Here is a 21,113-nt window from a genome sequence, read left to right on the forward strand (position 1 = left end):
GATGGTGTTGATGGTTGGGGGTCGGTTCAGGTGGTGCGCTTCAGCTGGTGCAGGTGGTCGTACTGGACGGCGTGCCGGACCGGGGCGTTGGGGGCGCCGTAGCCGTCGTAGCCGCCGCGGCGTTCCACCATTTCGAAGAACACGCTGCCAACGGTGGCGGTGTAGAAGTGCAGGAATTCGCCGTCGGCATCGCGGTCGTACAGGAGGTTCAGTTCCCGGAGGGTGGCCAGGAACGCAGGGTCCAGGTCGAAGCGCGCGTCCAGGTCCTCGTAGTAGTTCGCGGGGATCTGCAGGAAGTCCAAGCCGCGGTCGCGGGCGGCCCGGGCGGTGGCCACGAGGTCGTCCACGGCGAAGGCGATGTGCTCCTGGTACGTCTTCCGGTGGTCGGTACCGGCGTCCGCTCCGTCCTGCTGGATGACGGGCGCCAGGTTCAGCACCAGGCGCACGGCGCGGTCTGCAGTGAGCATCACCTGGGAGCGGACCAGCCCGCTGGGGCTGGGCACCTCCGCGAACGGCTGCGGTTCCAGGGCCAGGGCGCTGGTATAGAACAGCACGGCTTCGTCAAAGTGCTGCCACGGCTGCGCGAGGTTCACGTGGTCAATCACGGCATTGCGGGCGCCGGCGGCAGGAACCTCGAGCCCTGGGCCGAATTCACCAAGCTCGCCGAATTCACCAATCCACGCAGCTGTGCCGTCCGGGCTCCCCTGACACAGGAAGATCTCGGTGGAATCCGGTGCGGCGAAGCCTTGGAACACTTCCTCGTTGGCCTGGCTCTTGCGCGGCACGGCCGGGGCCTTAAGCTGCTGGGCGCGGGCGGCGGCGATCACGGGCGAATCGACGTCGAAGCCGAGGGCGGCGATGACGGGGGCGGAACCGGCGGAGGCACCCACGGCGGCCGCGCCGTCTGCCGCGTCCGGCCCGGACGGATCCTGCTCGTTGATGATCACGCGTGCGTGGCCCATGGTCCACAATTGCACGTCCTTGGTGCGGTGTCTGCCGTTGAACTCGAATCCCAGCTGGCCCAGCACCTTCTCGAGGCCTGCGGTGTCCGCGGCCTTCACCTCGGCGAAGTTGAAGCCGGCGGGTTCGGCCACCTGCGGGAGGGTGGCCAGTTCCATCGGATATCGACGGCGGCCAGGGGCTGCAGGCCCACTAACAACAGTACCCACGCCACCTGCACCCGCAGGGGCGTTAGAGTCCAGCCATTTGGCGCTTTGTTCCTCCAGCCAGATCAGCGACCGCATGGCGTCGACGGCGGTGCGTTCGACGTCGGACTGCCGGAAGACGTCGTTAAAGACTTCCAGCGAGACCGGCCCGATGTACCCGGCGCGGACCACGTGGCCCATGAATTTGGCGAGCTCGAACTGGCCCTCGCCCGGGAACACCCGGTAGTGCCGGCTCCAGGACAGTACATCCATGGAGAGCTTGGGGGCGTCGGCCACCTGGACGAAGAAGATCTTGTCCGCGTTGAAGGCCTCGATGGGTGCCGTGTCCCAGTCGCGGGACAGGATGTGGAAGGAATCCAGGCAGGTGCCGAGGTTGGGGTGGTCCACCGTTTGCACCAGCCGGTGGGCGTGCTCGTAGTCGTTGACGTACTTGCCCCAGGCGAGTGCCTCGTAGGCCACCTTGACGCCGTGGTCACCGGCGAGCCCGGCCAGCCGGGACAGCTGCTCGGCGCGCAGGGCGTCATCGTCAATGCTGGCGGTGCCCACGTTGGAGCAGACCAGGATGGTGTCCATGCCCAGGCGGGACATCAGCCTGAACTTGGCCTCGGCCCGGCGGAGGTTGGCGGCGAGGAGGTCCTCGGGAACGCTGTCGAAATCGCGGAACGGCTGGTAGAGGTCCAGGGTCAGGCCCAGATCCGCGGCCATCGTCCGGACATCCTCGGGGCTCAAGGAGGACGTAACGAGGTCCTGCTCGAAGATTTCGATTCCGTCGAAGCCGGCAATGGCACACGCCTGCATTTTTTCCCTCAGCGTGCCGGACAGGCACACCGTGGCGATCCCGGTGCGCATCAGGCAGCCACTTCTTCCGCGGCCACGAGTTCCAGGAAGTGGGACCGCATGCGGTCCGCGTCGGCCTCCAGGCCTGTGAAGATCCTGAACGCGTCCGCTGCCTGGCCCACTGCCATGCGGCCGCCGTCCAGCACCTCGCAGCCCTTGGCGCGGGCTTCGCGGACCAGTTCGGTTTCGATCGGGCGGTAGACAATGTCCGCCACCCAGTGCCGCGGTTCCAGCAGGGCCAGGTCCAGCGGGACGCCCGGGTGGGCGGCCATGCCCACGGGGGTGCAGTGCACCAGGCCGTCGGCGAGCGGCATCAGCCGCGGCAGCTCCGCCGTCGTGCGGGCCGCAATGGTGCTGTCCGGGAAGAACCCGGCCAGTTCGGCGGCGCGGGCGGCGCAGCGGGCCGCATCCGTGTCCACAAGGTCAAGGTGGCGGACGCCCGCGGTGAGCAGGGCGTAGGCGACGGCGGACCCGGCGCCGCCGGCACCCAGCTGGACCACGTGGTCGAGCTTGGCGTCCGGAAGTCCGGAGGCGAGGGCGGCCGCGAAGCCGGAGAAGTCGGTGTTGTGGCCGGTGAAGCGCCCGTCCAGGATGGTCACGGTGTTGACGGCGCCGAGGCGGCGGGCGTCCGGGGCGACTTCGTCGAGGTGCTCGAGCACCAGCTGCTTGCAGGGGTGCGTGATGTTCAGCCCGTTGAAACCGAGGCGGTGGGCGCTGCGCAGGAGCTCGCCTACGGATTCGCCCGGCAGGCCCAGTTCAAGGAGGTCGATGGGGCGGTAGAGGTACCGCAGGCCCTGCACATCGCCTTCGCGCTCGTGCATGTGGGGCGTCAGCGACGGCATGACGCCATCACCTACGAGGCCCACCAGAAAGGACTCTGCTCGATTGCTCATCCGTATAGCTCCTTTGACAACGGCATCCGGCTTGCGGGGGCGCCCTGGGCGCTGGCGGCATGCCGGGTGATATGGCTTACAGTACAGGAAATGTTCACATGTTGCACTGATGTTCTTATTGCGAACAAGTAAGGACGACGGCGGACGGTCACTGAGGCGGCGCGCCTCACCGCTGCGGCAGCCTGGCGGACAGCTCGGATGCGGCCTCCTGGAGCACGGGAACCAGGGCCACCAGGTCCTCCATACTGAGCCGGAAGACCGGCACGGCCGTGGCCAGGGATGCAAACGCATAGCCCTGGGCATTGAAGACGGGAACGGCGACGGCACGCATGCCCAGTTCGTTTTCCTCATCCATGACGGCATAGCCGCGGCGGCGGACCTGCTCGATATCGGCGCGGAAGGCATCCCGGTCCGTGATGGAAAATTCCGTGAGCGGCTCAAGCTCCAGTTCCTCCAGGAGGCGCACTCGCTCGGAATCCTCGGCGAACGCCACCAGGGCCTTGCCCACCGAGGTGGTATGGAGGGCGCCCAGGTGCCCCGGGTCACTGGTGACGCGGAAGGTCTGCGGGCCGTCCACCTTGTTGACGGTGAGGTGGTGGTTTCCGTCGCGCACGGAGAGGATGGTGGCTTCGCCGGTCTTTTCGGTGACGCGGCGCAGGATGGGCAGGGCGCTGCCGGCAAAACCGTGGTGGTTGGATACGCGCTGGCCCAACTGGAAGACGCGCAGGCCCAGGTGGTAGCGGCGGCCGTCCGGTTCGTAGTCCACAAAGCCGTCCCGCGTGAGCGAGCCCAGCAGCCGGTAAGTGGTGCTGAACGGCAGCTCAGCCCGGCGTGACAGCTCCGCCGCACTGGCGCCCCGGGGCTCGTCGCCCAGCAGCACCAGCAGGCCCAGGGCCTTGCCCACCATGTCCGTCCGGGAGTCTTCCCTGGCTGCCTTGGGAGCCTTGGCCGCGGCCACGGCCGCCGCGGCGTCTTCAGCCGCGGCCTCTTCTATGTCTTGATTCACACTCATAACTCGATGTTGCCACATCGTGAGAGCTATTTCTAGATGGTGATTATTTTTCTTGACAGGTGACAGCCCTCACAGTCATCATTGCTGTATCGCACAAGTAGCTCCCACCATGTGGCTACTAGTCCGGGTCTTCACAAGGACCTCCAGCCGCCGCCAACTGGGCCTCCATCTGAGTCTCCAGCGCAGACGGCGGCAGCTGCGAACATCCTGATCCGTCCGCGACAATGTCGTCACACAAAGGAACACCATGAGCCAGACACTCCCGTCCACGACGCCGGGCACCGTTGCACCGGCCGGGACCCCGAAAAAGGCAGCCCTCGCCAGCTTCCTGGGAAGCGCCGTCGAGTACTACGACTTCTTCATCTTTGGTTCGGCCGCCGCGCTGATCTTCCCGCACGTGTTCTTCCCCAGTGCTGATGCCAATGCCGCCATCATGTCCTTCGCCACCTTCGGCTTCGCCTACGTGGCCCGCCCGGTTGGCGCCGTCATCCTGGGCCACTTCGGCGACCGCGTGGGCCGCCAGAAGGTCCTCATGTTCACCCTGGTGCTGATGGGTGCATCAACGTTCGTCATCGGCTGCCTTCCCGACTTCAGCACGGTGGGCTGGTGGGCTCCGGCCCTGCTGGTGCTGGCGCGCCTCTGCCAGGGCCTCTCCGCAGCGGGCGAGCAGGCCGGCGCCTCCTCCATGACCCTGGAACACGCCCCGGACAACCGGCGCTCCTTCTTCACGTCCTGGACCCTCACCGGCACCCAGGGCGGCCAGATCCTCGCAGCCCTCGTCTTCATCCCCGTGCTCGCTCTGCCCGATGAGATCAAGTACGGCATCGGCTGGCGCATCCCGTTCTGGCTCAGCGCAGTCGTGGTCGCGGTTGCCTTCTTCATCCGCCGCACCCTGCATGAGCCGCCGGCATTCGCCGAAGCCCAGAAGTCCGCAGCCATCTCCAAGCTGCCGGTTGCCGATCTGCTGAAGCACCACTGGCGCGACGTGCTCCGCGTTGTGGCCTGCGCCTTCATCGCCGCCGTATCAACCGTGTTCGGCACCCTCGCCATCAGCTACGCCAAGACCGTGGCCGGCGTGGACGGCACCACCACCCTGTGGCTGGTGGTCGGCGCGAACTTCGTGGCCCTGGGCACCCAGCCCCTGTTCGGCATGCTGTCGGACAAGATCGGTCGCAAGCCCGTCTTCATCTACGGCGCCGTTGCCAGCGCCATCCTGACGCCCGTCTTCCTGCTGAGCCTCGAATCCGGCAGCGTTCCGCTCATGTTCCTTGCCGCCATCGGCTTCTTCTCCTTCGGCTACGCAGCCTCCAACGCCGTCTGGCCGTCCTTCTACGCCGAGATGTTCAGCACCAAGGTCCGGTTCTCCGGCCTGGCGATCGGCACGCAGCTGGGCTTCCTGATGGCCGGCTTCGCCCCGGCAATCGTGGCGGCAATGGGCGGCATCAAGCCCGGCGGCTGGGTCCAGATCAGCATCTTCACGGCGGTCATCTGCGCAGTCGCAGCGGTTTCCGCCCTCACGGCCAAGGAATCCTTCAGGACCCCCACCCGGGAGCTCGGCCTGAAGTAACAGCTATCCGGACGCACGACGGCGGCCCGTCCCCTTTGGGGGCGGGTCGCCGCGGTTTGAACGGGAGTCAGGTGGCCAGCACCTCGGCGAGGTCGAAGCTGACCGGCTCCTCCAGCTGCCCGTAAGTGCAGGATTCCGGGTCGCGGTCCGGCCGCCAGCGGACAAACTGCGTGGTGTGGCGGAAACGTTCGCCCTCCATGTGGTCGTACTTCACTTCCAGCACCCGTTCCGGGCGGAGCGGGATGAACGACAGGTCCTTGCCGGCGCTCCACCGGCTGCCCTGGGCATTGCGCGGCGTCCGGGTGCCTTCCTCCTGCTTGGCCCAGGCCCAGGGGTGGTTGTCGAAGTCCGTCACCAGGGGCTGGAGTTCCTCGAACAGCTCCTTGCGCCGCTGCATCGGGAAGGCCCCCACCACGCCCACGCTGGCCAGCACGCCGGCGTCGTCGTAGAGCCCCAGCAGGAGGGACCCGATGCGGTCCGGTCCGCTGGTGTGCACGCGGTAGCCGGCAAGGACGCAGTCCGCGGTGCGTTCGTGCTTTATCTTGAGCATCACGCGTTTGTCCGGCTGGTAGGTGCCGTCCAGGGGCTTGGCCACGATCCCGTCGAGCCCCGCTCCCTCGAACTGCCGGAACCACTGCTCGGCGGTGCCGTTGTCGCGGGTCGTGGCGGTCAGGTGCACGGGGGCCGAACTTCCGGCCAGCACCTTTTCCAGGGTGGCCCGCCGCTCGGAGAACGGGCGCCCGGTCAGGTCCTCATCGTCGAGGGCCAGCAGGTCGAACGCAACAAATTTTGCCGGGGTCTGGGCCGCCAGCAGCTTCACCCGGCTGGCCGCGGGATGGATCCGCTGCTGGAGCGCATCAAAGTCCAGCCGGTCACCGGAGGCACCCACCAGGACAATCTCGCCGTCCAGCACGCAGCGCGGCGGCAGGTTCTCCTTCAGCGCCTCCACGAGTTCGGGGAAGTAGCGGGTCATGGGTTTACCGTTGCGGCTGCCGATCTCCACCTCGTCGCCGTCCCGGAAGATGATGGACCGGAAGCCGTCCCATTTGGGTTCAAAGCTCCACTTCGGGCCGGAATCCGGGACATCGGGCACGGCGCTGACGGCTTTGGCGAGCATGGGCGCGATCGGGGGCATCACCGGCAGTTGCATAACGCCCATTCTTGCCCGGCGGTCCACTTCGCACCAGCCCCGCTGTTTAGAGCCGTGAGCGGCACCCGGGCTGGGCGTCCGCGGCTACAGGGCCTTGACCGCACCCAGCACCTTAGTCAGCGAATCCTTCGCATCGCCGAACAGGAGCGTGGTCTGCGGTTCGTAGAGCAGCTCGTTCTCGATGCCCGCGAAGCCGGGGCGCATGGAGCGCTTGAGGAACACCACCTGCCGCGCGTCTGCCACTTCCAGGATGGGCATCCCGAAGATGGGCGACCCGGAGGACGTCTTCGCGGCGGGATTGACCACGTCGTTGGCGCCCACCACGAGCGCAACGTCGGCGGTCTTGAATTCCGAGTTGATCTCGGTCATTTCCTTGAGTTCCTCATACGGCACGTTGGCTTCCGCCAGGAGCACATTCATGTGACCGGGCATGCGGCCGGCCACGGGGTGGATGGCGAAGTCCACCTGAATTCCGCGCAGCTGCAGGGCCTTGGCCAGTTCCGCGGCCGTGTGCTGGCCCTGCGCCACGGCCAGGCCGTAGCCGGGAACGATGATGACGCGCTGCGCGTAGCCCAGCAGCACGGCGACGTCCTCCGCGCTGGAGGAGCGTACCGGGCGCTCACTGACCGCCGTGGAGCCCGCCGTCGAACCTCCCCTGAACGCCCCGAACAGAATTCCCGCCACGCTGCGGCCCATGGCGGCGGCCATGGCGCGGGTCAGGATGGTACCGGAGGCTCCTACCAGGGTGCCCGCCACGAGCAGCAGCACATTGCCGAGCACCAGGCCGGACGCCGCAACGGCCAGGCCGGTGAAGGCATTCAGCAGCGAAATGACGATCGGCACATCCGCGCCGCCTACCGGCAGCACCAGAAGGAGGCCGGCGGCCAGGCCCAGCACCAGAAGCAGCAGTGCCAGCGGCAGTGAACCGGTCAGAAGGACGGCGACGGCGGCACCCACCGCGGCAAGCAGCACCGCCGCCATGATCACGGGCAGTCCGGGAAAGACCACCGGCCGGGTGGTCATGAGCTCCTGCAGTTTTGCGAACGTGACGGCGGAGCCGGCGAAGGAGACCGCGCCCACCAACAGCGTGAACGCGATGGCAAGGCGCACCCCGGCGTCCTCCGTGTGGGACAGTTCAAGCAGCGCCACGAGCGCCGCGGCACCACCGCCCACCCCGTTGAAAGCCGCCACCAGCTGCGGCATCTGGGTCATCTTGACGCGCCGGGCTACGGGCGCGGCCACGGCGGAACCTACGGCAATCGCGCCAAGGATCCAGGGAATGTTGTCCAGCCGCGCCGAAAGGAACACCGTGACCACGCCGAGCGCGGCTCCCGCGGCGCCAACGAGGTTGCCGCGGCGGCCCGTGCGGGGAGAGTTGAGGCCCATGAGGGCCAGGATGAACAACGCGGCGGCCACGAGGTAGAGCAGCCCCGTCCAGGTCGGGTCCAGGAAGCTCATCGCGGCCCCTGCCGGTCCCGGCGGCCGCGGAACATCTCCAGCATGCGGTCGGTCACCACGAAGCCGCCCACCAGGTTGGCGGTGGCCAGGACGACGGCGAGCAGCGCCACAGCGAGCACCCAGGGATCGGTGGCCTGGCCGGCCACGATGATGGCGCCCACCAGGATGATGCCGTGGATGGCGTTGGCACCGGACATCAGGGGCGTGTGCAGGGTGCTGGACACTTTCGAGACCACTTCGAAGCCCACAAAAACCGCCAGAACGGTGATCGTGAGCAGGCTGATGCCGTCCATCAGACCACCCCCTCGTTTTCCGACTCGCGGTTTTCTGACCCGCGGCTCCGGCGCTCGGGGTTCTCAGGCTCGCCGGGTGCCGCGGCGGCGGGCGCCGTCCGGAGCGCCGCAAGGGCCTCCGCGGTGGGCGCGTGCCGCACCTCGCCGTCGTGCGTCAGGCACGTGCCGGCCACCACCTCATCACCGAAGTCCAAGGCCAGGGATCCGTCCCGGACCATCAGTGCGAGCAGGTTGGCCACGTTCTTTGCATAGAGCCTGGAGGCGTCCCCGGGCATGGCGGACGCGGCGTCCTTCACGCCCACCAGGGTGACTGTTCCCTGGCCGTCGGCGGTGGGCACCTGGATGTCCTGGCCGGGAACAGATCCCTCCACGTTGCCGCCGGACTCCGCGGCAAGGTCCACCACCACTGAGCCGGGCTTCATGCCCTGCACCATCTCCCGGCTCACCAGGAGCGGGGCCCTCCGGCCCGGGACGGCCGCCGTCGTGATCAGTACATCGGCCTGGGCCACGTGCGGGGCGAGGAGACTGCGCTGCAGGGCCCCGCGGTCCGCGCTGAGCTCCCGGGCGTAGCCGCCGGAGGCCTCGGCCGTCTCCAGGTCGAGTTTGATGAAGGTGCCACCCATCGAAGCCACTTCGTCTGCCGAGGCGGGCCGGATGTCGTTGGCGGAGACGCGTGCACCCAGCCGTTTGGCGGTGCCGATGGCCTGCAGGCCGGCCACACCGACGCCGAGCACAAGCACGCGGGCCGGCGGGATGGTCCCTGCGGCCGTCATGTACAGGGGGAAGAAGCGCGGCAGGCGCATGGCCGCTTCGAGCACGCAGCGGTAGCCCGCCACCAAGGCCTGCGAGGACAATGCGTCCATCGACTGCGCCCGGGAGATCCGCGGCACCAGTTCGAGCGCGAAGGAGGTCACCCCGGCGGCGGCCAGTGCCCGTACGGTGGGCAGTTCGGACGACGGCGACGCGAAGCCAGCGGTGACTGCCCCGCGGCGCAAAGCCGCCGCCGTCGCGGGTTCCAGCGGCCGCACGTGCGCGAGGACATCGAGTGATCCGAGATCCAGGTCGGGGACAATCCGGGCACCTGCCCGGACGTACGCGTCGTCACTGTGGCCCGCCGCGGTCCCCGCCCGGGATTCGACCAGGACCTCGAGCCCCAGCCCAATCAGTTGCTTTACCGTCTCCGGGGTCGCGGCCACCCGCCGCTCACCGTCACGGCGTTCCCGCGCTATGCCTAACTTCACCCGCCACTCCCCTTCCAGCGTCATCGCTGTCCCGGGCCATCACTTTCCCGAGTCGGTATTGGCTAGAGTCTATGCAGAAAGATCCGGCTCCGCGTGGTCGCCGCGGCACGATCCCCCGCAAAGGCGCCACCGCGCGGGCGGATAGTTTCAAGTCCCCTGCCAGTTTCCTCTACACGCCCCCGCCCCGGCGGTAGACATTAACGATGGCTACTATCGGTTTTCATGCATCGCATGAACAGATCAGCCCGGGCCAACTGCTCCAGGACGTCCAACTGGCGGAGCAGGCAGGCTTCGACGCAGCCATGTGTTCGGACCACATTGAACCCTGGTCCGCCCGGCAGGCACGTCACGGGAGATGCGTGGCCGGCCAAGGAAACCCGCCAGCCGCACGCGAAGCAGAGGGAAATGCTCGCCGCTTACCGCGACAACGGCGGCCGGGGCAAGGCCGTGCTCCAGGTGCACCTGTGCTGGGCCCCGCAGGAGGAAGACGCAGTGTCCGTTGCCCTGGACCAATGGCGCTCCAGCGTATTCGCCCCGCCCGTCCCCTGGGACCTGCCCACCGCCGCCCACTTCGACGGCGTCAGCGCCGATGTCGGCGGCCTGATCCAGCGCGTGGACTATCTGGCGGCGCTGGATGTCACGTGTATCTGCCTCATGCCGTTCTACCCGTCCCCGGACCGGGACGACGGCTACGACGTGACCGACATGTACGGCGTCGACCCCATGCTCGGCACCATGGGCGATGTTGTGGAGTTCATCAGGACTGCCAAGGACCGCGGAATGCGGGTGATCGCGGACTTCGTCATCAACCACACCCCTGACCAGCACCCCTGGTTCAAGGAATCCAGGAAGTCCGTGGACAGCCCGTTCCGCGATTACTACGTGTGGCGGAGGGGCACTCCCCCGGACACCTCTGACCAGGTGGTGTTTCCCGGCGAGGAAACGTCCATCTGGACCCAGGACAAGGCCACGGGCGAGTGGTACCTGCACATGTTCTCCAAGCACCAGCCGGACCTGAACGTCGCCAATCCGAAAGTCCGGGATGAGATCGCCAAATCCATGGATTTCTGGCTCCAGCTGGGCCTGGACGGCGTCCGCCTGGATGCCGTGCCGTTCTTCCTGGAGCTGCAGGGCGTGTCCAAGGAGGAGGCGGGAAAGATCGACCCGCATGACTACCTGGCTGCGCTGCGCAGCTTCATCAACAGGCGGAACGGCAGCGCCATCCTGCTGGGCGAGGTCAACCTGCCCTACAAGGAACAGCTGAAGTACTTCGGCGGGCCCGCCGGAAACGAGTTCTTCTCCCTCCCCGGTACCCCGGTCCTTTCCTACGGCGAGGAACTTGGGATGGGTGAGGACCTGCGCGCCAAGGGCCGCTCCGCCATACGCTCCCCGATGCAGTGGAATGACACGGAAAATGGAGGCTTCTCCACGGCGCCGGCGGAGCAGCTTGTGGCCAAGATGGTTGACGGCTACTTCGGGCCGAAGAACATCAACGCGGCCCGGGCCAAACGGGACCCTGACTCGCTGTGGAATTTCATCGCCGCGCTCATCCGAAGCTACCGGGAAAGCCCGGAGCTCGCCTGGGGCGACTTCGAGCTCATCAAGCAGCCCAACCCGTGCGTGCTCCTGCACAGCTGCACGCGCGCAGGTTCAACGCTGGTCCTGGCCCACAACATGGCCGCGAAGCCCGCCTCCGTCACGGCAAAGGTGTTGTCGCCGGAAGATCCGGAGGAGACCCTTGGGGGCGCCGTCCTGCTGGACCTGCTCGACGGCGACATCGTTCCCCCTGTCGGACGACGGCGGATTCGGGCTGGAGCTGGAACGGTACGGCTACCGGTGGTTCCGGATCCAGCGGCCGGCGGACCGCAGGATCTGACGCCAGTCCGCTGAGCCGCGGTTTCTTTCACCGCCGCGAACCCCAAGCCAGCTGTTGGCCACTTAAAGCGGTGACTCTCCGAATAGTTTGGATTCCAGGCCGGTTCCCAGCCCGGGACTCTAGTGGAATCACTCTAAGCCTTGTCAATAGTTTTGGTGACGTGCCGCACAGGGCCCGAAACAGTGGAGGCGCGGAAAACTAACCAGTCCATTACCGGCATGAAACGCGGCGGCAACATTGGCGCAGGACACTGGATGTGCCGGCAATTGCAGGCAAAAGCACAAGCTCCAGCTCAGGAGGCCACGCCATGTTGAAGGAAGCCAAAGCCCATGTGACCCGTGTTCGCGCCCTGGACCAGTTGCACCGCGGCGACGAGATCGAAGCCCGCCTGTCCGTGGGCCCCAGCTATGACGACGTTGTAATACGCCGAGGCCGCGTGCAGGAGACGGCGCCGGGAATCGGAGTCGTGTGGATCATGGACCGCCAGACCGGGATGCGCAAGGCGATCAATACGGACGAATGCAGCGTTTGGCGAGTAGCCTGAGCCCTTCAGCCGCCGGCCACGGACTGGATGATCACCACTTCCTGGCCGGCAGCCACTTCGGTTTCCAGCCCATTCAAACGCCGGACCTCGTCACCGTTCACGTAAATATTCACGTAGCGGCGGAGGGCGCCGGTTTCATCCCTCAACCGCCTCGCGAGCACCGGGTAGTCTCCGGCCAGCGAGTCCAGCAACAGCCCCACAGTCACCGCCCCGTCGGCGGGCGCAGTCAGGATGGACTGCCCGCCGGCGAGCGGCTGGAGGATACTGGGCAGCACTATGCTGATGTCAGCCACAACGGACCCTCAGGCGGGTACCGGAGCGCCAGGCACCAGGGCCGCGGACACCACAGCAGCACGGACACACAGCACGTCCGGCAGGTGTGACGCCACTTCGGTGAAGTGCTCGCCTTCGTCCGGGCTGGCGTAGACCGAGCCGCCGCGCGTTCCGAAGTACACCCCGGCCGGTTCCGCGGAATCAACGGAGGCAGCGTCACGGAGCACCGCGTTGTACTCGCCCTGCGGCAGCCCGGAATCCAGGCGCTTCCAGGTCTTTCCGGCGTCATCCGTCCGGTGCGCGGCCAGCTTGGCGTCCGGCGGGATGCGTTCTCCGTCGGCCTTCAGCGGCACCACCCACGCCGTGCCGGCCCGCCGCGGATGCGTAAGCATCACAAACCCAAAATCGGCCGGAAGGCCGTCGGCAATCGATTCCCAGGACTCGCCGTTGTCGTCGGTGCGGTATACGCCGTGGTGGTTCTGCGCGTAGAGGCGGCCTTCGACGGCGGCATCCGCCGCGATCTTGTGCACGCACTGGCCGAACTCGGGGTTGGGATCCGGCATGAAGTAGGCCGAAATTCCCTTGTTTCGCGGTTCCCAGGAGGACCCGCCGTCGAGCGACCGGTACACGCCGCCGGTGCTCATGGCGACATGCACCTTGTCTCCCGAGGGATCCACCACAATTGAGTGCGCGGCCGCTCCGCCGTAGCCGGCACCCCATTCGCTACGGTGCGGATGGTCCCAGAGGCCGCGGTTCAGTTCGAAGTGTTCGCCGCCGTCGGTGGACTTCCACACGGAAATAGGCTCGGCACCGGCCCAGACAACGCCGGGGCGGGATTCGGCGTCCGGATAGATCTGCCAGATGCGTTCCACGGCGGCATCGGTGCCCTCCGGGAATTTGATTGCACCCTGTTCCGGTTCGGTCCAGGTCGCCCCCAGGTCATCAGAGTGCGCAACGGTGGGGCCCCAGTGCTCGGAGCGCACACCAACCATGATGCGGGTCCGGCCGTCACGGGTATCGATGGCGATGCTGGGGACCTCGCTCATCAGGAAGTGCGGGCCGGACATGGACCATTTCTGCCGGTCCTGGCTGGTTGCCAGCCAAAGCCCTTTTTTCGTTCCGATCGCTAGGACATAACTCTCTTCTGTGGCCATGCACCCCATGCAACCACTCGAGCCCGGGGGCCGCAATGGCTTTGGCCCTGCGTTCTGTGCCCTTCGGCGCCCCCGCGGCTCAGTCGACGAACTCGGACTGCGTCTCGATGAAGTCCCAGTCGGCGGCCGTCAGCGCGCCCGTTGCGGAGTCCGGGTGCGGGCCGCCGGCCGCGGCAATTCCTTGCAGCACGGGCAACGGCAATTCGTCCGTGCGCAGGTTTTCGCGCAGCCACTCCTTGCTGTCCAGATCAAGATCAAGCCACCACATGTAGATTTCCACCACGGACCACCTCTCCCTATGCCTCAACGTTATTCCGCGGCAGAAGGCTGTACAAGGCCACACGTCCATACTGCAGGGCACTCTCCCGGAGGGCACTCTCCCGGAGGCATCTGGCCCCGGCCGCGATGCAGCCGCGACGCGCCTGCCGGGGCGCTGTTCAAGGGCTGCGGCCGGGGCCACAATGGAGTATGTCTCCCGAACGCTTCAGCGGGCCGCCTCCTCTTCTGGTCGGAGTGTTGCCCGGCCAGCATGCAGAGGTTCTGCGGTCCGCCACCGGACTTGCGGAAAAGATCGGCGCTCCGCTGCTGTGCGCGTACGTGGATGAGGCGAGCTACCTCGTGGAGTGGGACCCGGCGCGGTCAGCGCACCGGCTGTCCCTGCACCCGGATAAGGACGACGCCGACGTGCGGGCCGTGAGCGAAGAACTGCGTGGCGTGGTGGGGGCCGCCTGCGCCGGGAAAAACGTTGAATGGACGCTGCGCGTTTTGGCCGGCGACCCGGCCAGGGCTTTGGGGAGGGTCGCTGCGGAGGCCAACGCCGCCATGATCATCGTGGGGACGCCCGAGCGCGGCCTGGGGCACCGGTTATCGGCAGCACTCAACGGTTCCGTGGCGGCGTGGCTAACCCACCACCAGGACCGGCCGGTTCTCGTGGTGCCCGCCCACATGGGTGCCCACCGGGACGAACCCGGGTGACCTCAACACCGGGCAGCATTCACCACGGCTACGAGCGCAATTGCCGGGAACTCGAGCGGTGGCTGGCCGCCGCGTCGGACACCGATCTTCGACGCCGCAGTGCCGGCACCCGCTGGACCAACGAAGAACTCCTGTTCCATATGGTGTTCGGCTACATGGTGGTGCAGGCGCTGCTGCCCCTTGTCCGCACCTTCGGCGCGCTGCCGCCCCGTTCAGCCGCGCCTTCGCCTCGATGCTCAACGCCGGAACTGCACCGTTCGACGTCGTCAATTACCTGGGGTCCAAAGCGGCGGCCCGCGTGTTCAACCGGAAGCGGATGGCCGCCAAGCTCCGACGGGTCACGCAGGCCCTCGAGCGGCAGATGGAGGGCGAGCCCGCTGCGTCGATGGCCCGGAGAATGTCCTTCCCTGACCGCTGGGACCCTTTCTTCACACCGTGGATGTCGGTGGCTGATGTCTACGCCTACCCCATCCGGCACTTTGACTTCCATGCCGGGCAGCTCAGCCTTGGCCCCGGGCGCGCACCGGAGGGAAAGTCGGGACTTAAGACCCTGTGAAACTAAAGCGAAAGTACTTATTCGGGGTGGTAGCGCTCACCGCTGCCGCCAAGTATGCTGGATTTCGCAGGAAGATGTTGTACCTGCCCCATAAGCTGCTCCGGAGTGCGTATCCCCCAATAACGCACTCCGGAGCTTTTTAAAGCACTGCAAGGTAACGCCCGGCCAGCTTTTCTGGTCATAGGCCGAAAGTGCGTAAATCCCAGGTGTGCGTGATCGCCCTGCCGAGGCTTTGCGTGTGAGCGAAACGCACTCCCGCCACGCAGAAAGGCCCCGCAATTCCAAGACCAAAACGTCACCTCAATCCGTTGATCCGCAAGTACCTCAAGGCCAGCCACCCCGCACAGGCAGAGGCCAGGGGCCTCGGCGAGCTCAAGCCGGTCGAGCCGGCCGCCCGGCGGGCAGGGGCGCCCCTCCTCGGCGATGATCAGGTCTACGTAATGAAGTACGGGAGGGAGTACCACACGGCCTGGTGCCAGGTTGTGGCCGACAAATGGGGCCACGCACCCAGAGGACTGCTGGTGACCCTGTTGGCCGACGTCGGGGCGCGGACCCGGTGCACGGAATGCGACCGGCCATTGACGGCGGCCAGGGCGTCGCCTGCGCAGGACTACCAGATGCAACCGCGACCCACCCCGGAACCCCCGCCGCCTGAGGCGGTGATCCCGCTGAGGGTCATTGGGATCGCCCATGGAATCCTCTTCCTGGCGGCGGGCCCGGAATATCAGGAACGCCTTAGGGAAACCACCCTGGAGCCAGCGACGCCCCTGTCCGCGGACGGGCGGCGCGACGGCATGGTCGTACGGCTGGACGCCTCCCGCGCGGAACCACTCCTGGTTGTCCAGTTGGACCCCCGCGCAACGTTCCTGAATGGACCGTACCAGGTGCGCCTGCGTCGTCCACTGCAGCGTTCGGCGACCAAACCGTATGCCGTGGCGTCAGTCGAACCGGTGCCTCGGGCGTAGCACTTAGAACTTTAGGGCCCCTGCCGAGGAAAGCTGATACCCCCTGGGGGTACTTGTTTTATACCCCTTAGGGGTATACGTTTGGCGTATGGAATCATCCGAAGACGCGGTCACCCCGCCCACGGACGCCACAGCCGTCCCGCAGCATGGCTACACCGCAAACAAAGAGGCGTACCTGCTCAGGCTTAAACGCATTGAAGGCCAGGTCCGCGGAATCGCCCGGATGGTCGATGAGGACAAGTACTGCATCGACATCCTCACCCAGGTTGCCGCGGTGAACAAGGCACTTCACGCAGTGAGCCTCGGCCTCGTTGAAGAGCACATCGGCCACTGCGTTGTCGGGGCGGCCTCGGAGCCTGATCCGGCCCTCCGCGCGGAAGCGATCGACTTCAAGGTCAAAGAGGCCACCAATGCCATCGGGCGCCTGCTGCGATAGCGCCAACCCGCCCACTACGTCGTCAGGCTGGTCCACCCCGGCCAGCCCGGTACCGCCCAAAACAAGGAGCAAGCCATGAGCCCCGTATCCACCATCGTCAATGTGTCCGGCATGACCTGCGGACACTGCGTGTCCTCGGTCAGCGAAGAACTGGAGGCCCTGGACGGCGTGGAAGCGGTCGACGTCGACCTCAACGCCGGCGGTATCTCCACCGTCACCATCACGTCCGAGAAGACGCTTTCCCGCTCCGAAATCGGCGAAGCCGTGGCCGAGGCCGGATACCTGGTCGTTGCCAACGACGCCTGACCCTCTCCCACCACCCGCACGCAACGCAAGGACACCCCGTGAGTAACGAGCACCTGCTGAACCGGCCAGGGAGCCGGGTGATTGAACTCGACATCGAAGGCATGACCTGCGCTTCCTGCGTGAACCGGGTGGAACGTAAACTCGGAAAGCTCGACGGCGTCCAAGCCTCGGTGAACCTGCCCCTGGAATCCGCCCATGTCACGGCCCCGGCCGGCATCACGGACGAACAGATCACGGCCACCGTAGAAGCCGCAGGCTACAAGGCAAGGGTCCGCCCACCGCTCTACCCGAGCCCGACCATCGGTTCCGGTGAGCCACCCACGAGCGGCGACGCCGGTGGCGTGCGGCAGCATGCGTCTAGGGAGGAACGACCGAGCATGCAGAGCATGTCGCCGGTGACGCCGGTGACACTACGCCCGGTGATCACATGGCCCACGGTGGCGCCGCAGCCAAGTTGGCGCCGAGGCTCATCGCCGCGGCCATTCTGACCGTCCCGGTGTTCGCAATTTCGATGTTCCCGGCGTTCCAGTTCGCCAACTGGGGATGGGTGGCGGCGGGTCTCGCATTGCCCGTGGTGACGTGGACGGCCTGGCCCTTCCACCGTGCCGCCGCCGTCAACGCCCGGCATTTCGCCTCGACCATGGACACGCTGGTATCCATCGGCGTCATCGCCGCCTACGCGTTCTCTGCCTGGCAGCTCCTCGCCGAGCCCCGCATGACCGAACACCCGGGCATGGAGATGGGCTCGGGCGGGCTCTACTTTGAAGTGGCCTCCGTGGTCACCACCTTCCTGCTGCTGGGCCGCTACCTGGAAGCCAACGCCAAGCAGAAAGCCGGCGACGCCCTCAAGGCGCTCCTGAACCTGGGTGCGAAGGATGCCACGGTACTGGCTGACGGCGCGGAGTTCAGCATTCCTGCCGGCCAGCTGGCGGTGGGTGACGTGATTGTGGTCCGCCCCGGTGAAAAGATCGCCACGGACGGCGTGGTCATCGAGGGTAATTCCGCGGTGGACGCCTCCCTGGTGACCGGCGAGTCGGTGCCGGTGGAAGTGGGCCCGGACAGCCCGGTCACCGGCGCCACCATCAACACGTCCGGCCGGCTGCTGGTCCGCGCCACCCGTGTGGGCTCCGAAACCACCCTGGCGCAGATGGCCCGGCTGGTGTCCCAGGCGCAGACGGGCAAGGCTCCCATCGCCCGCCTCGCCGACCGCATCAGTGCGGTATTCGTTCCGGTCGTGCTGGTCCTCGCCGTCATCACTTTCGCCATATGGCTCCTGGTTGCGGGCCCGTCCGTCACTGATGCGGAACTGCGCGCGGCCTTCACCGCCGCCGTCGCCGTGCTGGTCATCGCCTGCCCCTGCGCACTGGGACTGGCCACGCCCGTCGGGCTGCTCACCGGAACCGGCCGCGGCGCCCAGCTGGGAATTCTCATCAAGGGACCGCAGGTGCTGGAGGACACCCGCACCGTGGACACCATCCTGCTGGACAAGACCGGCACTGTGACCACGGGGCACCTCGCAGTGGACGCCACCCAGGCCTTCGGAACTTACAGCAGCGCCGAGGTGCTGCGTCTTGCCGGCGCGGTGGAGGCCGCTTCCGAGCACCCCATCGCCCATGCCATCGCCGCCGCAGCGCTGTCCGCCGGGAGGGGGAACGACGACGGCGGGCGCCTCCCCGCCGTCGAGCAGTTCCGTTCCGCTCCGGGCGGCGGAGTTGCCGGCAGCGTCGGGGGCCGCCTCGTCACCGCCGGGCGGACGGGCTGGCTGCAGGAAGACGGCATACCGGTCACCGCTCAACAGCAGGAGGCCCTCCGTACAACCGAAGAATCAGGCGCCACCGCCATCTGGGTCGCCGTGGACGGGGAAGCGGCGGGGATTGTCTCGCTGCGCGACACCATCAAGCCGGGTTCGGGCGCTGCGATATCGCGGCTGAAGCAACTGGGCCTGCGGCCCATCCTGCTGACCGGCGACAACGCCGCGGTGGCCGCGCAGGTGGCCGCCGCCGTCGGGATCGACGCAAGGGATGTCTTTGCCGGCGTCCTGCCGGAGGGAAAGGTGGACGCGGTCCGCAGGCTGCAGGCCGGCGGGGCCACGGTCGCCATGGCCGGCGACGGCGTGAATGACGCCGCGGCCCTGGCACAGGCCGATCTGGGCATCGCCATGGGGTCGGGAACGGACGTGGCCATCGAAGCCGCGGACCTGACCGTGATGGGCAACGACCTGGGGCAGGTGGCACAGGCCATCGAGCTGTCCCGGCGGACGCTGGGCACCATCAAGACGAACCTGTTCTGGGCGTTTTTCTACAACGCCGTCGGCATCCCTGTGGCGGCGCTGGGGTTGTTGAATCCGATGATCGCCGGGGCAGCAATGGCCGCGAGCTCGGTGCTGGTGGTGGCCAATTCCCTGCGGCTCCGCAGCTTTGGCAGGCCCGCCCAATGAGGTAGCCGCTGAACCAGGTAGCCGCTGACCGGGGCCGGGCGGCTCAGGCGGTGCCGTAGCGGACGGCCGCCCTGGCACGCGCCTTGGCGGCCTCCTCGTCCCGGTGCTTCGCCGGGGCATGCGTCACCAGCGAAGCGAGCAGGTGCTCGGTAATATGGGCGATCTCGTGCACGGCACGGTTGAACGCTTCCTCGTTTGCCTTGGAAGGCTTGGTGCTGCCGCTAACTTTGCGCACGTACTGCAGCGCTGCGGCTTCCACCTCGGCCGACGTGGCATGGGGCTCAAAATTATGCAGGGTCCGGATGTTTCGGCACATATCCCTATGCTAGGCTCTGGACCGCCTGGGATCGAGGCCTGAGCCGCCTGCCTGTGGCCGGACCGGCACCCTGGCAGCAGTCCGCATGGCGGGTGCTGCATGGGGAGCGGTGCCCATCGACGGTGGTGGGGGCGCGGGATAGGTTCTAGGTAATGGATCTTCCGGATGAGCCGGGGGCCGCTGGGGAGCCGATCGGATCGGGTCCGTTGACTGAAGGAGAAAACTAATGGCTATTTGGGGTGCAGACATTGCTCAGCTCAAGGCGCTGGGAACCAAGCTTCAGGCTGGTTCGTCCGAGATTGAGAAGCAGAAGTCGCAGCTGACGAAGGCTCTTGACGGCACCGACTGGAAGGGCCCGGACGCGGACAAGTTCCGCAGCGAATGGTCCGGTTCGCACGTCACGGCCCTGGCCAAGGTGGCGCAGGCGCTGCAGGAAGCCGGCAAGCAGGCTACCAAGAACGCTTCCCAGCAGGAAGAGGCTTCCCGCTAGGAACGCCTCACCCGGGAGTATGTTGCCGGATGCCCCGGACGCAGCAACGCGTCCGGGGCATCCGGCCTTTAACCGCCCAGACTCCCTTACGGCCCGGATCAGGGGACGGGTTCGACGTCGTTTGCATGGTCCAGCGGGGCAGCTACGGCCGCGGGGGCGGGAACGCCGCTGGCGGCGCCGCGGAGTTCGTCCACGCGGACCAGAACCACTCCCCCGACGATCAGCACCCCGCCGAGCAGCTGGATGGGACCGGGAAGCTCTCCCAGGAGGAGCCACGCCCAGATCACGGCGAAGAGGACTTCGGTGAGCGACACGAACGACGCCACCTTGGAGCCAAGTGCCCGTGCGGCAACGATGCCTGAGACGTAGGCCAGGACGGTGGCCATCACGATCAGCCCGCCCAACGAAACCCACCAGGGCGTGACCCACGGCCCCAGCTTCGTGTCGGCAGTGCTGAACGCCATGGGCAGGAGCCCCGTGGCGGCGGTCAGCCACATGACGGCTGCGCCCACCATCAGGCCTCCGGAAGCCAGCACTATGGGCGGGAGCGTGTCATTCTCCTTGGCCGTGATGAAGAAGTAGATCGCCAGGCACACCGCGGCGGCGATTCCCCACAGGACGCCGACGAAATCGATCTTCACTGCACCGGTCAGGTCCAGCACCAGGACCAGGCCGCCCAGCGAAAGCAGCGTTCCCGCAATGGTGAGCGGGCGCGGCCGTTTGCGGCTCGCCGCCCAGAGCCACAGCACAATGATCACCGGGGCCAGGTACTCAAGGAGGAGCGCGACGCCCACGGAAAGGCGTGCCACGGCGTTGAAGTAGAACAGCTGGCAGGCCGCCACACCAATGAGACCGAACAGCAGGATGGTCAGCCAGTTGTCCTGCAGCTGGTGCCAGCGGCCGCGCAGTGCCGGGACCGCCGGGACCGCCAGGATCAGGGCAGCGCCGGTAAGGCGTGCGGTCACGGCCGCGCCGGGGGTCCAGCCGGTTTCCAGCAGGGCCTTGGCAAACGAACCGGACAGTCCGAAGACGGCCGAGGAGAACAACGCGACACCCAGACCGGATGCCAGGAAGCCGCCGGCGGACGGTCGGGCGCCGGCTTGGGGGGCCGCGGACGGTCGGGCGGCTCCGGGCCGCGCTGTGCCTGTGAGGGACGCTTCGGCGCGTT

The 21,113-nt window shown here is 67.1% G+C and carries 23 protein-coding genes and 1 pseudogene; 12 read left to right on the forward strand and 12 right to left on the reverse strand.

The features are described 5' to 3' along the window. Positions 1 to 26 precede the first annotated feature (26 nt). The 3 genes from FCN77_RS25310 to FCN77_RS25320 all read right to left on the reverse strand — a co-directional run bounded on the left by FCN77_RS25310 (position 27) and on the right by FCN77_RS25320 (position 3,803). Complete coding sequence (locus FCN77_RS25310) at positions 27 to 2,015, reverse strand: bifunctional sugar phosphate isomerase/epimerase/4-hydroxyphenylpyruvate dioxygenase family protein (protein ID WP_137324501.1); 1,989 nt, start codon at positions 2,013 to 2,015, stop codon at positions 27 to 29. Beyond that, complete coding sequence (locus FCN77_RS25315; protein WP_137324502.1) at positions 2,015 to 2,896, reverse strand: shikimate dehydrogenase; 882 nt, start codon at positions 2,894 to 2,896, stop codon at positions 2,015 to 2,017. The genes FCN77_RS25310 and FCN77_RS25315 overlap by 1 nt, the downstream gene beginning before the upstream one ends. A gap of 166 nt (positions 2,897 to 3,062) precedes the next feature. Then, complete coding sequence (locus tag FCN77_RS25320) at positions 3,063 to 3,803, reverse strand: IclR family transcriptional regulator (protein ID WP_137324969.1); 741 nt, start codon at positions 3,801 to 3,803, stop codon at positions 3,063 to 3,065. A 352-nt stretch (positions 3,804 to 4,155) separates the two neighbouring features. On the opposite strand from FCN77_RS25320, the gene FCN77_RS25325 reads away from it, so the two are divergent. Beyond that, the gene (locus FCN77_RS25325) at positions 4,156 to 5,475 is read left to right on the forward strand and encodes an MFS transporter (RefSeq protein ID WP_137324503.1); all 1,320 of its coding nucleotides are present in this window, start codon (positions 4,156 to 4,158) and stop codon (positions 5,473 to 5,475) included. 67 nt (positions 5,476 to 5,542) lie between these two features. Here FCN77_RS25325 and FCN77_RS25330 read toward each other — a convergent pair whose 3' ends face one another. The 4 genes from FCN77_RS25330 to FCN77_RS25345 all read right to left on the reverse strand — a co-directional run bounded on the left by FCN77_RS25330 (position 5,543) and on the right by FCN77_RS25345 (position 9,617). Then, complete coding sequence (locus tag FCN77_RS25330) at positions 5,543 to 6,625, reverse strand: ATP-dependent DNA ligase (protein WP_137324504.1); 1,083 nt, start codon at positions 6,623 to 6,625, stop codon at positions 5,543 to 5,545. 84 nt (positions 6,626 to 6,709) lie between these two features. Continuing rightward, positions 6,710 to 8,083, reverse strand: a complete 1,374-nt coding sequence (locus tag FCN77_RS25335) for an NAD(P)(+) transhydrogenase (Re/Si-specific) subunit beta (protein ID WP_137324505.1) — start codon at positions 8,081 to 8,083, stop codon at positions 6,710 to 6,712. Further along, on the reverse strand, positions 8,080 to 8,376 hold the full coding sequence (locus FCN77_RS25340; protein WP_137324506.1) for an NAD(P) transhydrogenase subunit alpha: 297 nt from the start codon (positions 8,374 to 8,376) through the stop codon (positions 8,080 to 8,082). The genes FCN77_RS25335 and FCN77_RS25340 overlap by 4 nt, the downstream gene beginning before the upstream one ends. After that, positions 8,376 to 9,617, reverse strand: coding sequence for a Re/Si-specific NAD(P)(+) transhydrogenase subunit alpha (locus tag FCN77_RS25345; protein ID WP_254678755.1), 1,242 nt, complete (start codon positions 9,615 to 9,617; stop codon positions 8,376 to 8,378). Before FCN77_RS25345 ends, FCN77_RS25340 begins: the two co-directional genes overlap by 1 nt. A 203-nt stretch (positions 9,618 to 9,820) precedes the next feature. On the opposite strand from FCN77_RS25345, the pseudogene FCN77_RS27295 reads away from it, so the two are divergent. The 3 genes and pseudogenes from FCN77_RS27295 to FCN77_RS25360 form a co-directional block, all read left to right on the forward strand. Further along, a pseudogene (locus FCN77_RS27295) lies at positions 9,821 to 10,202 on the forward strand (LLM class F420-dependent oxidoreductase); the annotation flags it as partial. 27 nt (positions 10,203 to 10,229) lie between these two features. After that, entirely contained in the window at positions 10,230 to 11,507 is a 1,278-nt protein-coding gene (locus tag FCN77_RS25355) for an alpha-amylase family glycosyl hydrolase (RefSeq protein ID WP_368074349.1), read from the forward strand. Between the two features lie 293 nt (positions 11,508 to 11,800). Then, positions 11,801 to 12,037 carry a hypothetical protein gene (locus FCN77_RS25360; RefSeq protein WP_043485642.1) on the forward strand — a complete coding sequence of 79 codons (237 nt, stop codon included), beginning with the start codon at positions 11,801 to 11,803 and terminating at the stop codon, positions 12,035 to 12,037. A gap of 5 nt (positions 12,038 to 12,042) precedes the next feature. Here the strand turns inward: FCN77_RS25360 and FCN77_RS25365 are convergent, their stop codons facing one another. The 3 genes from FCN77_RS25365 to FCN77_RS25375 all read right to left on the reverse strand — a co-directional run bounded on the left by FCN77_RS25365 (position 12,043) and on the right by FCN77_RS25375 (position 13,744). Continuing rightward, positions 12,043 to 12,330 carry a MoaD/ThiS family protein gene (locus tag FCN77_RS25365; protein ID WP_137324507.1) on the reverse strand — a complete coding sequence of 96 codons (288 nt, stop codon included), beginning with the start codon at positions 12,328 to 12,330 and terminating at the stop codon, positions 12,043 to 12,045. A gap of 9 nt (positions 12,331 to 12,339) precedes the next feature. Continuing rightward, positions 12,340 to 13,473 (reverse strand): sialidase family protein, encoded by a 1,134-nt coding sequence (locus FCN77_RS25370; protein ID WP_137324508.1) that lies wholly within the window; start codon positions 13,471 to 13,473, stop codon positions 12,340 to 12,342. 70 nt (positions 13,474 to 13,543) lie between these two features. After that, positions 13,544 to 13,744 carry a hypothetical protein gene (locus FCN77_RS25375; protein ID WP_137324970.1) on the reverse strand — a complete coding sequence of 67 codons (201 nt, stop codon included), beginning with the start codon at positions 13,742 to 13,744 and terminating at the stop codon, positions 13,544 to 13,546. A gap of 188 nt (positions 13,745 to 13,932) precedes the next feature. On the opposite strand from FCN77_RS25375, the gene FCN77_RS25380 reads away from it, so the two are divergent. From FCN77_RS25380 to FCN77_RS25405, 7 genes are all read left to right on the forward strand, one after another. Next, entirely contained in the window at positions 13,933 to 14,439 is a 507-nt protein-coding gene (locus FCN77_RS25380; protein WP_137324509.1) for a universal stress protein, read from the forward strand. A gap of 232 nt (positions 14,440 to 14,671) precedes the next feature. Continuing rightward, positions 14,672 to 14,995, forward strand: coding sequence for a DinB family protein (locus tag FCN77_RS27300; RefSeq protein ID WP_254678756.1), 324 nt, complete (start codon positions 14,672 to 14,674; stop codon positions 14,993 to 14,995). 308 nt (positions 14,996 to 15,303) lie between these two features. Continuing rightward, positions 15,304 to 15,960 carry a hypothetical protein gene (locus FCN77_RS25390; RefSeq protein ID WP_137324510.1) on the forward strand — a complete coding sequence of 219 codons (657 nt, stop codon included), beginning with the start codon at positions 15,304 to 15,306 and terminating at the stop codon, positions 15,958 to 15,960. Positions 15,961 to 16,048: 88 nt separating this feature from the next. Further along, positions 16,049 to 16,396, forward strand: coding sequence for a metal-sensitive transcriptional regulator (locus FCN77_RS25395; protein ID WP_137324511.1), 348 nt, complete (start codon positions 16,049 to 16,051; stop codon positions 16,394 to 16,396). Between the two features lie 75 nt (positions 16,397 to 16,471). Beyond that, entirely contained in the window at positions 16,472 to 16,702 is a 231-nt protein-coding gene (locus FCN77_RS25400; protein ID WP_137324512.1) for a heavy-metal-associated domain-containing protein, read from the forward strand. Between the two features lie 38 nt (positions 16,703 to 16,740). Then, the gene (locus FCN77_RS27305) at positions 16,741 to 17,190 is read left to right on the forward strand and encodes a heavy metal-associated domain-containing protein (protein ID WP_254678757.1); all 450 of its coding nucleotides are present in this window, start codon (positions 16,741 to 16,743) and stop codon (positions 17,188 to 17,190) included. Next, complete coding sequence (locus FCN77_RS25405; protein WP_254678758.1) at positions 17,130 to 19,139, forward strand: copper-translocating P-type ATPase; 2,010 nt, start codon at positions 17,130 to 17,132, stop codon at positions 19,137 to 19,139. The genes FCN77_RS27305 and FCN77_RS25405 overlap by 61 nt, the downstream gene beginning before the upstream one ends. A gap of 43 nt (positions 19,140 to 19,182) precedes the next feature. On the opposite strand, the gene FCN77_RS25410 is transcribed toward FCN77_RS25405, so the two are convergent. Next, a complete protein-coding gene (locus tag FCN77_RS25410; RefSeq protein WP_137324513.1) occupies positions 19,183 to 19,455 on the reverse strand; it encodes a DUF2277 domain-containing protein in 273 nt (90 codons plus the stop codon). Positions 19,456 to 19,681: 226 nt separating this feature from the next. Between FCN77_RS25410 and FCN77_RS25415 the strand changes: the two genes are divergently transcribed. After that, positions 19,682 to 19,945 (forward strand): hypothetical protein, encoded by a 264-nt coding sequence (locus FCN77_RS25415; protein ID WP_137324514.1) that lies wholly within the window; start codon positions 19,682 to 19,684, stop codon positions 19,943 to 19,945. Positions 19,946 to 20,043: 98 nt separating this feature from the next. Here the strand turns inward: FCN77_RS25415 and FCN77_RS25420 are convergent, their stop codons facing one another. Next, complete coding sequence (locus tag FCN77_RS25420) at positions 20,044 to 21,015, reverse strand: DMT family transporter (RefSeq protein ID WP_137324971.1); 972 nt, start codon at positions 21,013 to 21,015, stop codon at positions 20,044 to 20,046. Between the last annotated feature and the right edge of the window lie 98 nt (positions 21,016 to 21,113).

It is taken from the genome of Arthrobacter sp. 24S4-2 (genome assembly GCF_005280255.1).
Taxonomy (GTDB): domain Bacteria; phylum Actinomycetota; class Actinomycetes; order Actinomycetales; family Micrococcaceae; genus Arthrobacter.

Coding starts and splice junctions, on each gene's coding strand:
- FCN77_RS25310 (WP_137324501.1), bottom strand. CDS start 2,015: ATGCGCACCGGGATCGCCACGGTGTGCCTGTCCGGCACGCTGAGGGAA.
- FCN77_RS25315 (WP_137324502.1), bottom strand. CDS start 2,896: ATGAGCAATCGAGCAGAGTCCTTTCTGGTGGGCCTCGTAGGTGATGGC.
- FCN77_RS25320 (WP_137324969.1), bottom strand. CDS start 3,803: ATGGTGGGCAAGGCCCTGGGCCTGCTGGTGCTGCTGGGCGACGAGCCC.
- FCN77_RS25325 (WP_137324503.1), top strand. CDS start 4,156: ATGAGCCAGACACTCCCGTCCACGACGCCGGGCACCGTTGCACCGGCC.
- FCN77_RS25330 (WP_137324504.1), bottom strand. CDS start 6,625: ATGCAACTGCCGGTGATGCCCCCGATCGCGCCCATGCTCGCCAAAGCC.
- FCN77_RS25335 (WP_137324505.1), bottom strand. CDS start 8,083: ATGAGCTTCCTGGACCCGACCTGGACGGGGCTGCTCTACCTCGTGGCC.
- FCN77_RS25340 (WP_137324506.1), bottom strand. CDS start 8,376: ATGGACGGCATCAGCCTGCTCACGATCACCGTTCTGGCGGTTTTTGTG.
- FCN77_RS25360 (WP_043485642.1), top strand. CDS start 11,801: ATGTTGAAGGAAGCCAAAGCCCATGTGACCCGTGTTCGCGCCCTGGAC.
- FCN77_RS25370 (WP_137324508.1), bottom strand. CDS start 13,473: ATGGGGTGCATGGCCACAGAAGAGAGTTATGTCCTAGCGATCGGAACG.
- FCN77_RS25380 (WP_137324509.1), top strand. CDS start 13,933: ATGTCTCCCGAACGCTTCAGCGGGCCGCCTCCTCTTCTGGTCGGAGTG.
- FCN77_RS27300 (WP_254678756.1), top strand. CDS start 14,672: ATGCTCAACGCCGGAACTGCACCGTTCGACGTCGTCAATTACCTGGGG.
- FCN77_RS25395 (WP_137324511.1), top strand. CDS start 16,049: ATGGAATCATCCGAAGACGCGGTCACCCCGCCCACGGACGCCACAGCC.
- FCN77_RS25400 (WP_137324512.1), top strand. CDS start 16,472: ATGAGCCCCGTATCCACCATCGTCAATGTGTCCGGCATGACCTGCGGA.
- FCN77_RS25405 (WP_254678758.1), top strand. CDS start 17,130: ATGGCCCACGGTGGCGCCGCAGCCAAGTTGGCGCCGAGGCTCATCGCC.
- FCN77_RS25410 (WP_137324513.1), bottom strand. CDS start 19,455: ATGTGCCGAAACATCCGGACCCTGCATAATTTTGAGCCCCATGCCACG.
- FCN77_RS25415 (WP_137324514.1), top strand. CDS start 19,682: ATGGCTATTTGGGGTGCAGACATTGCTCAGCTCAAGGCGCTGGGAACC.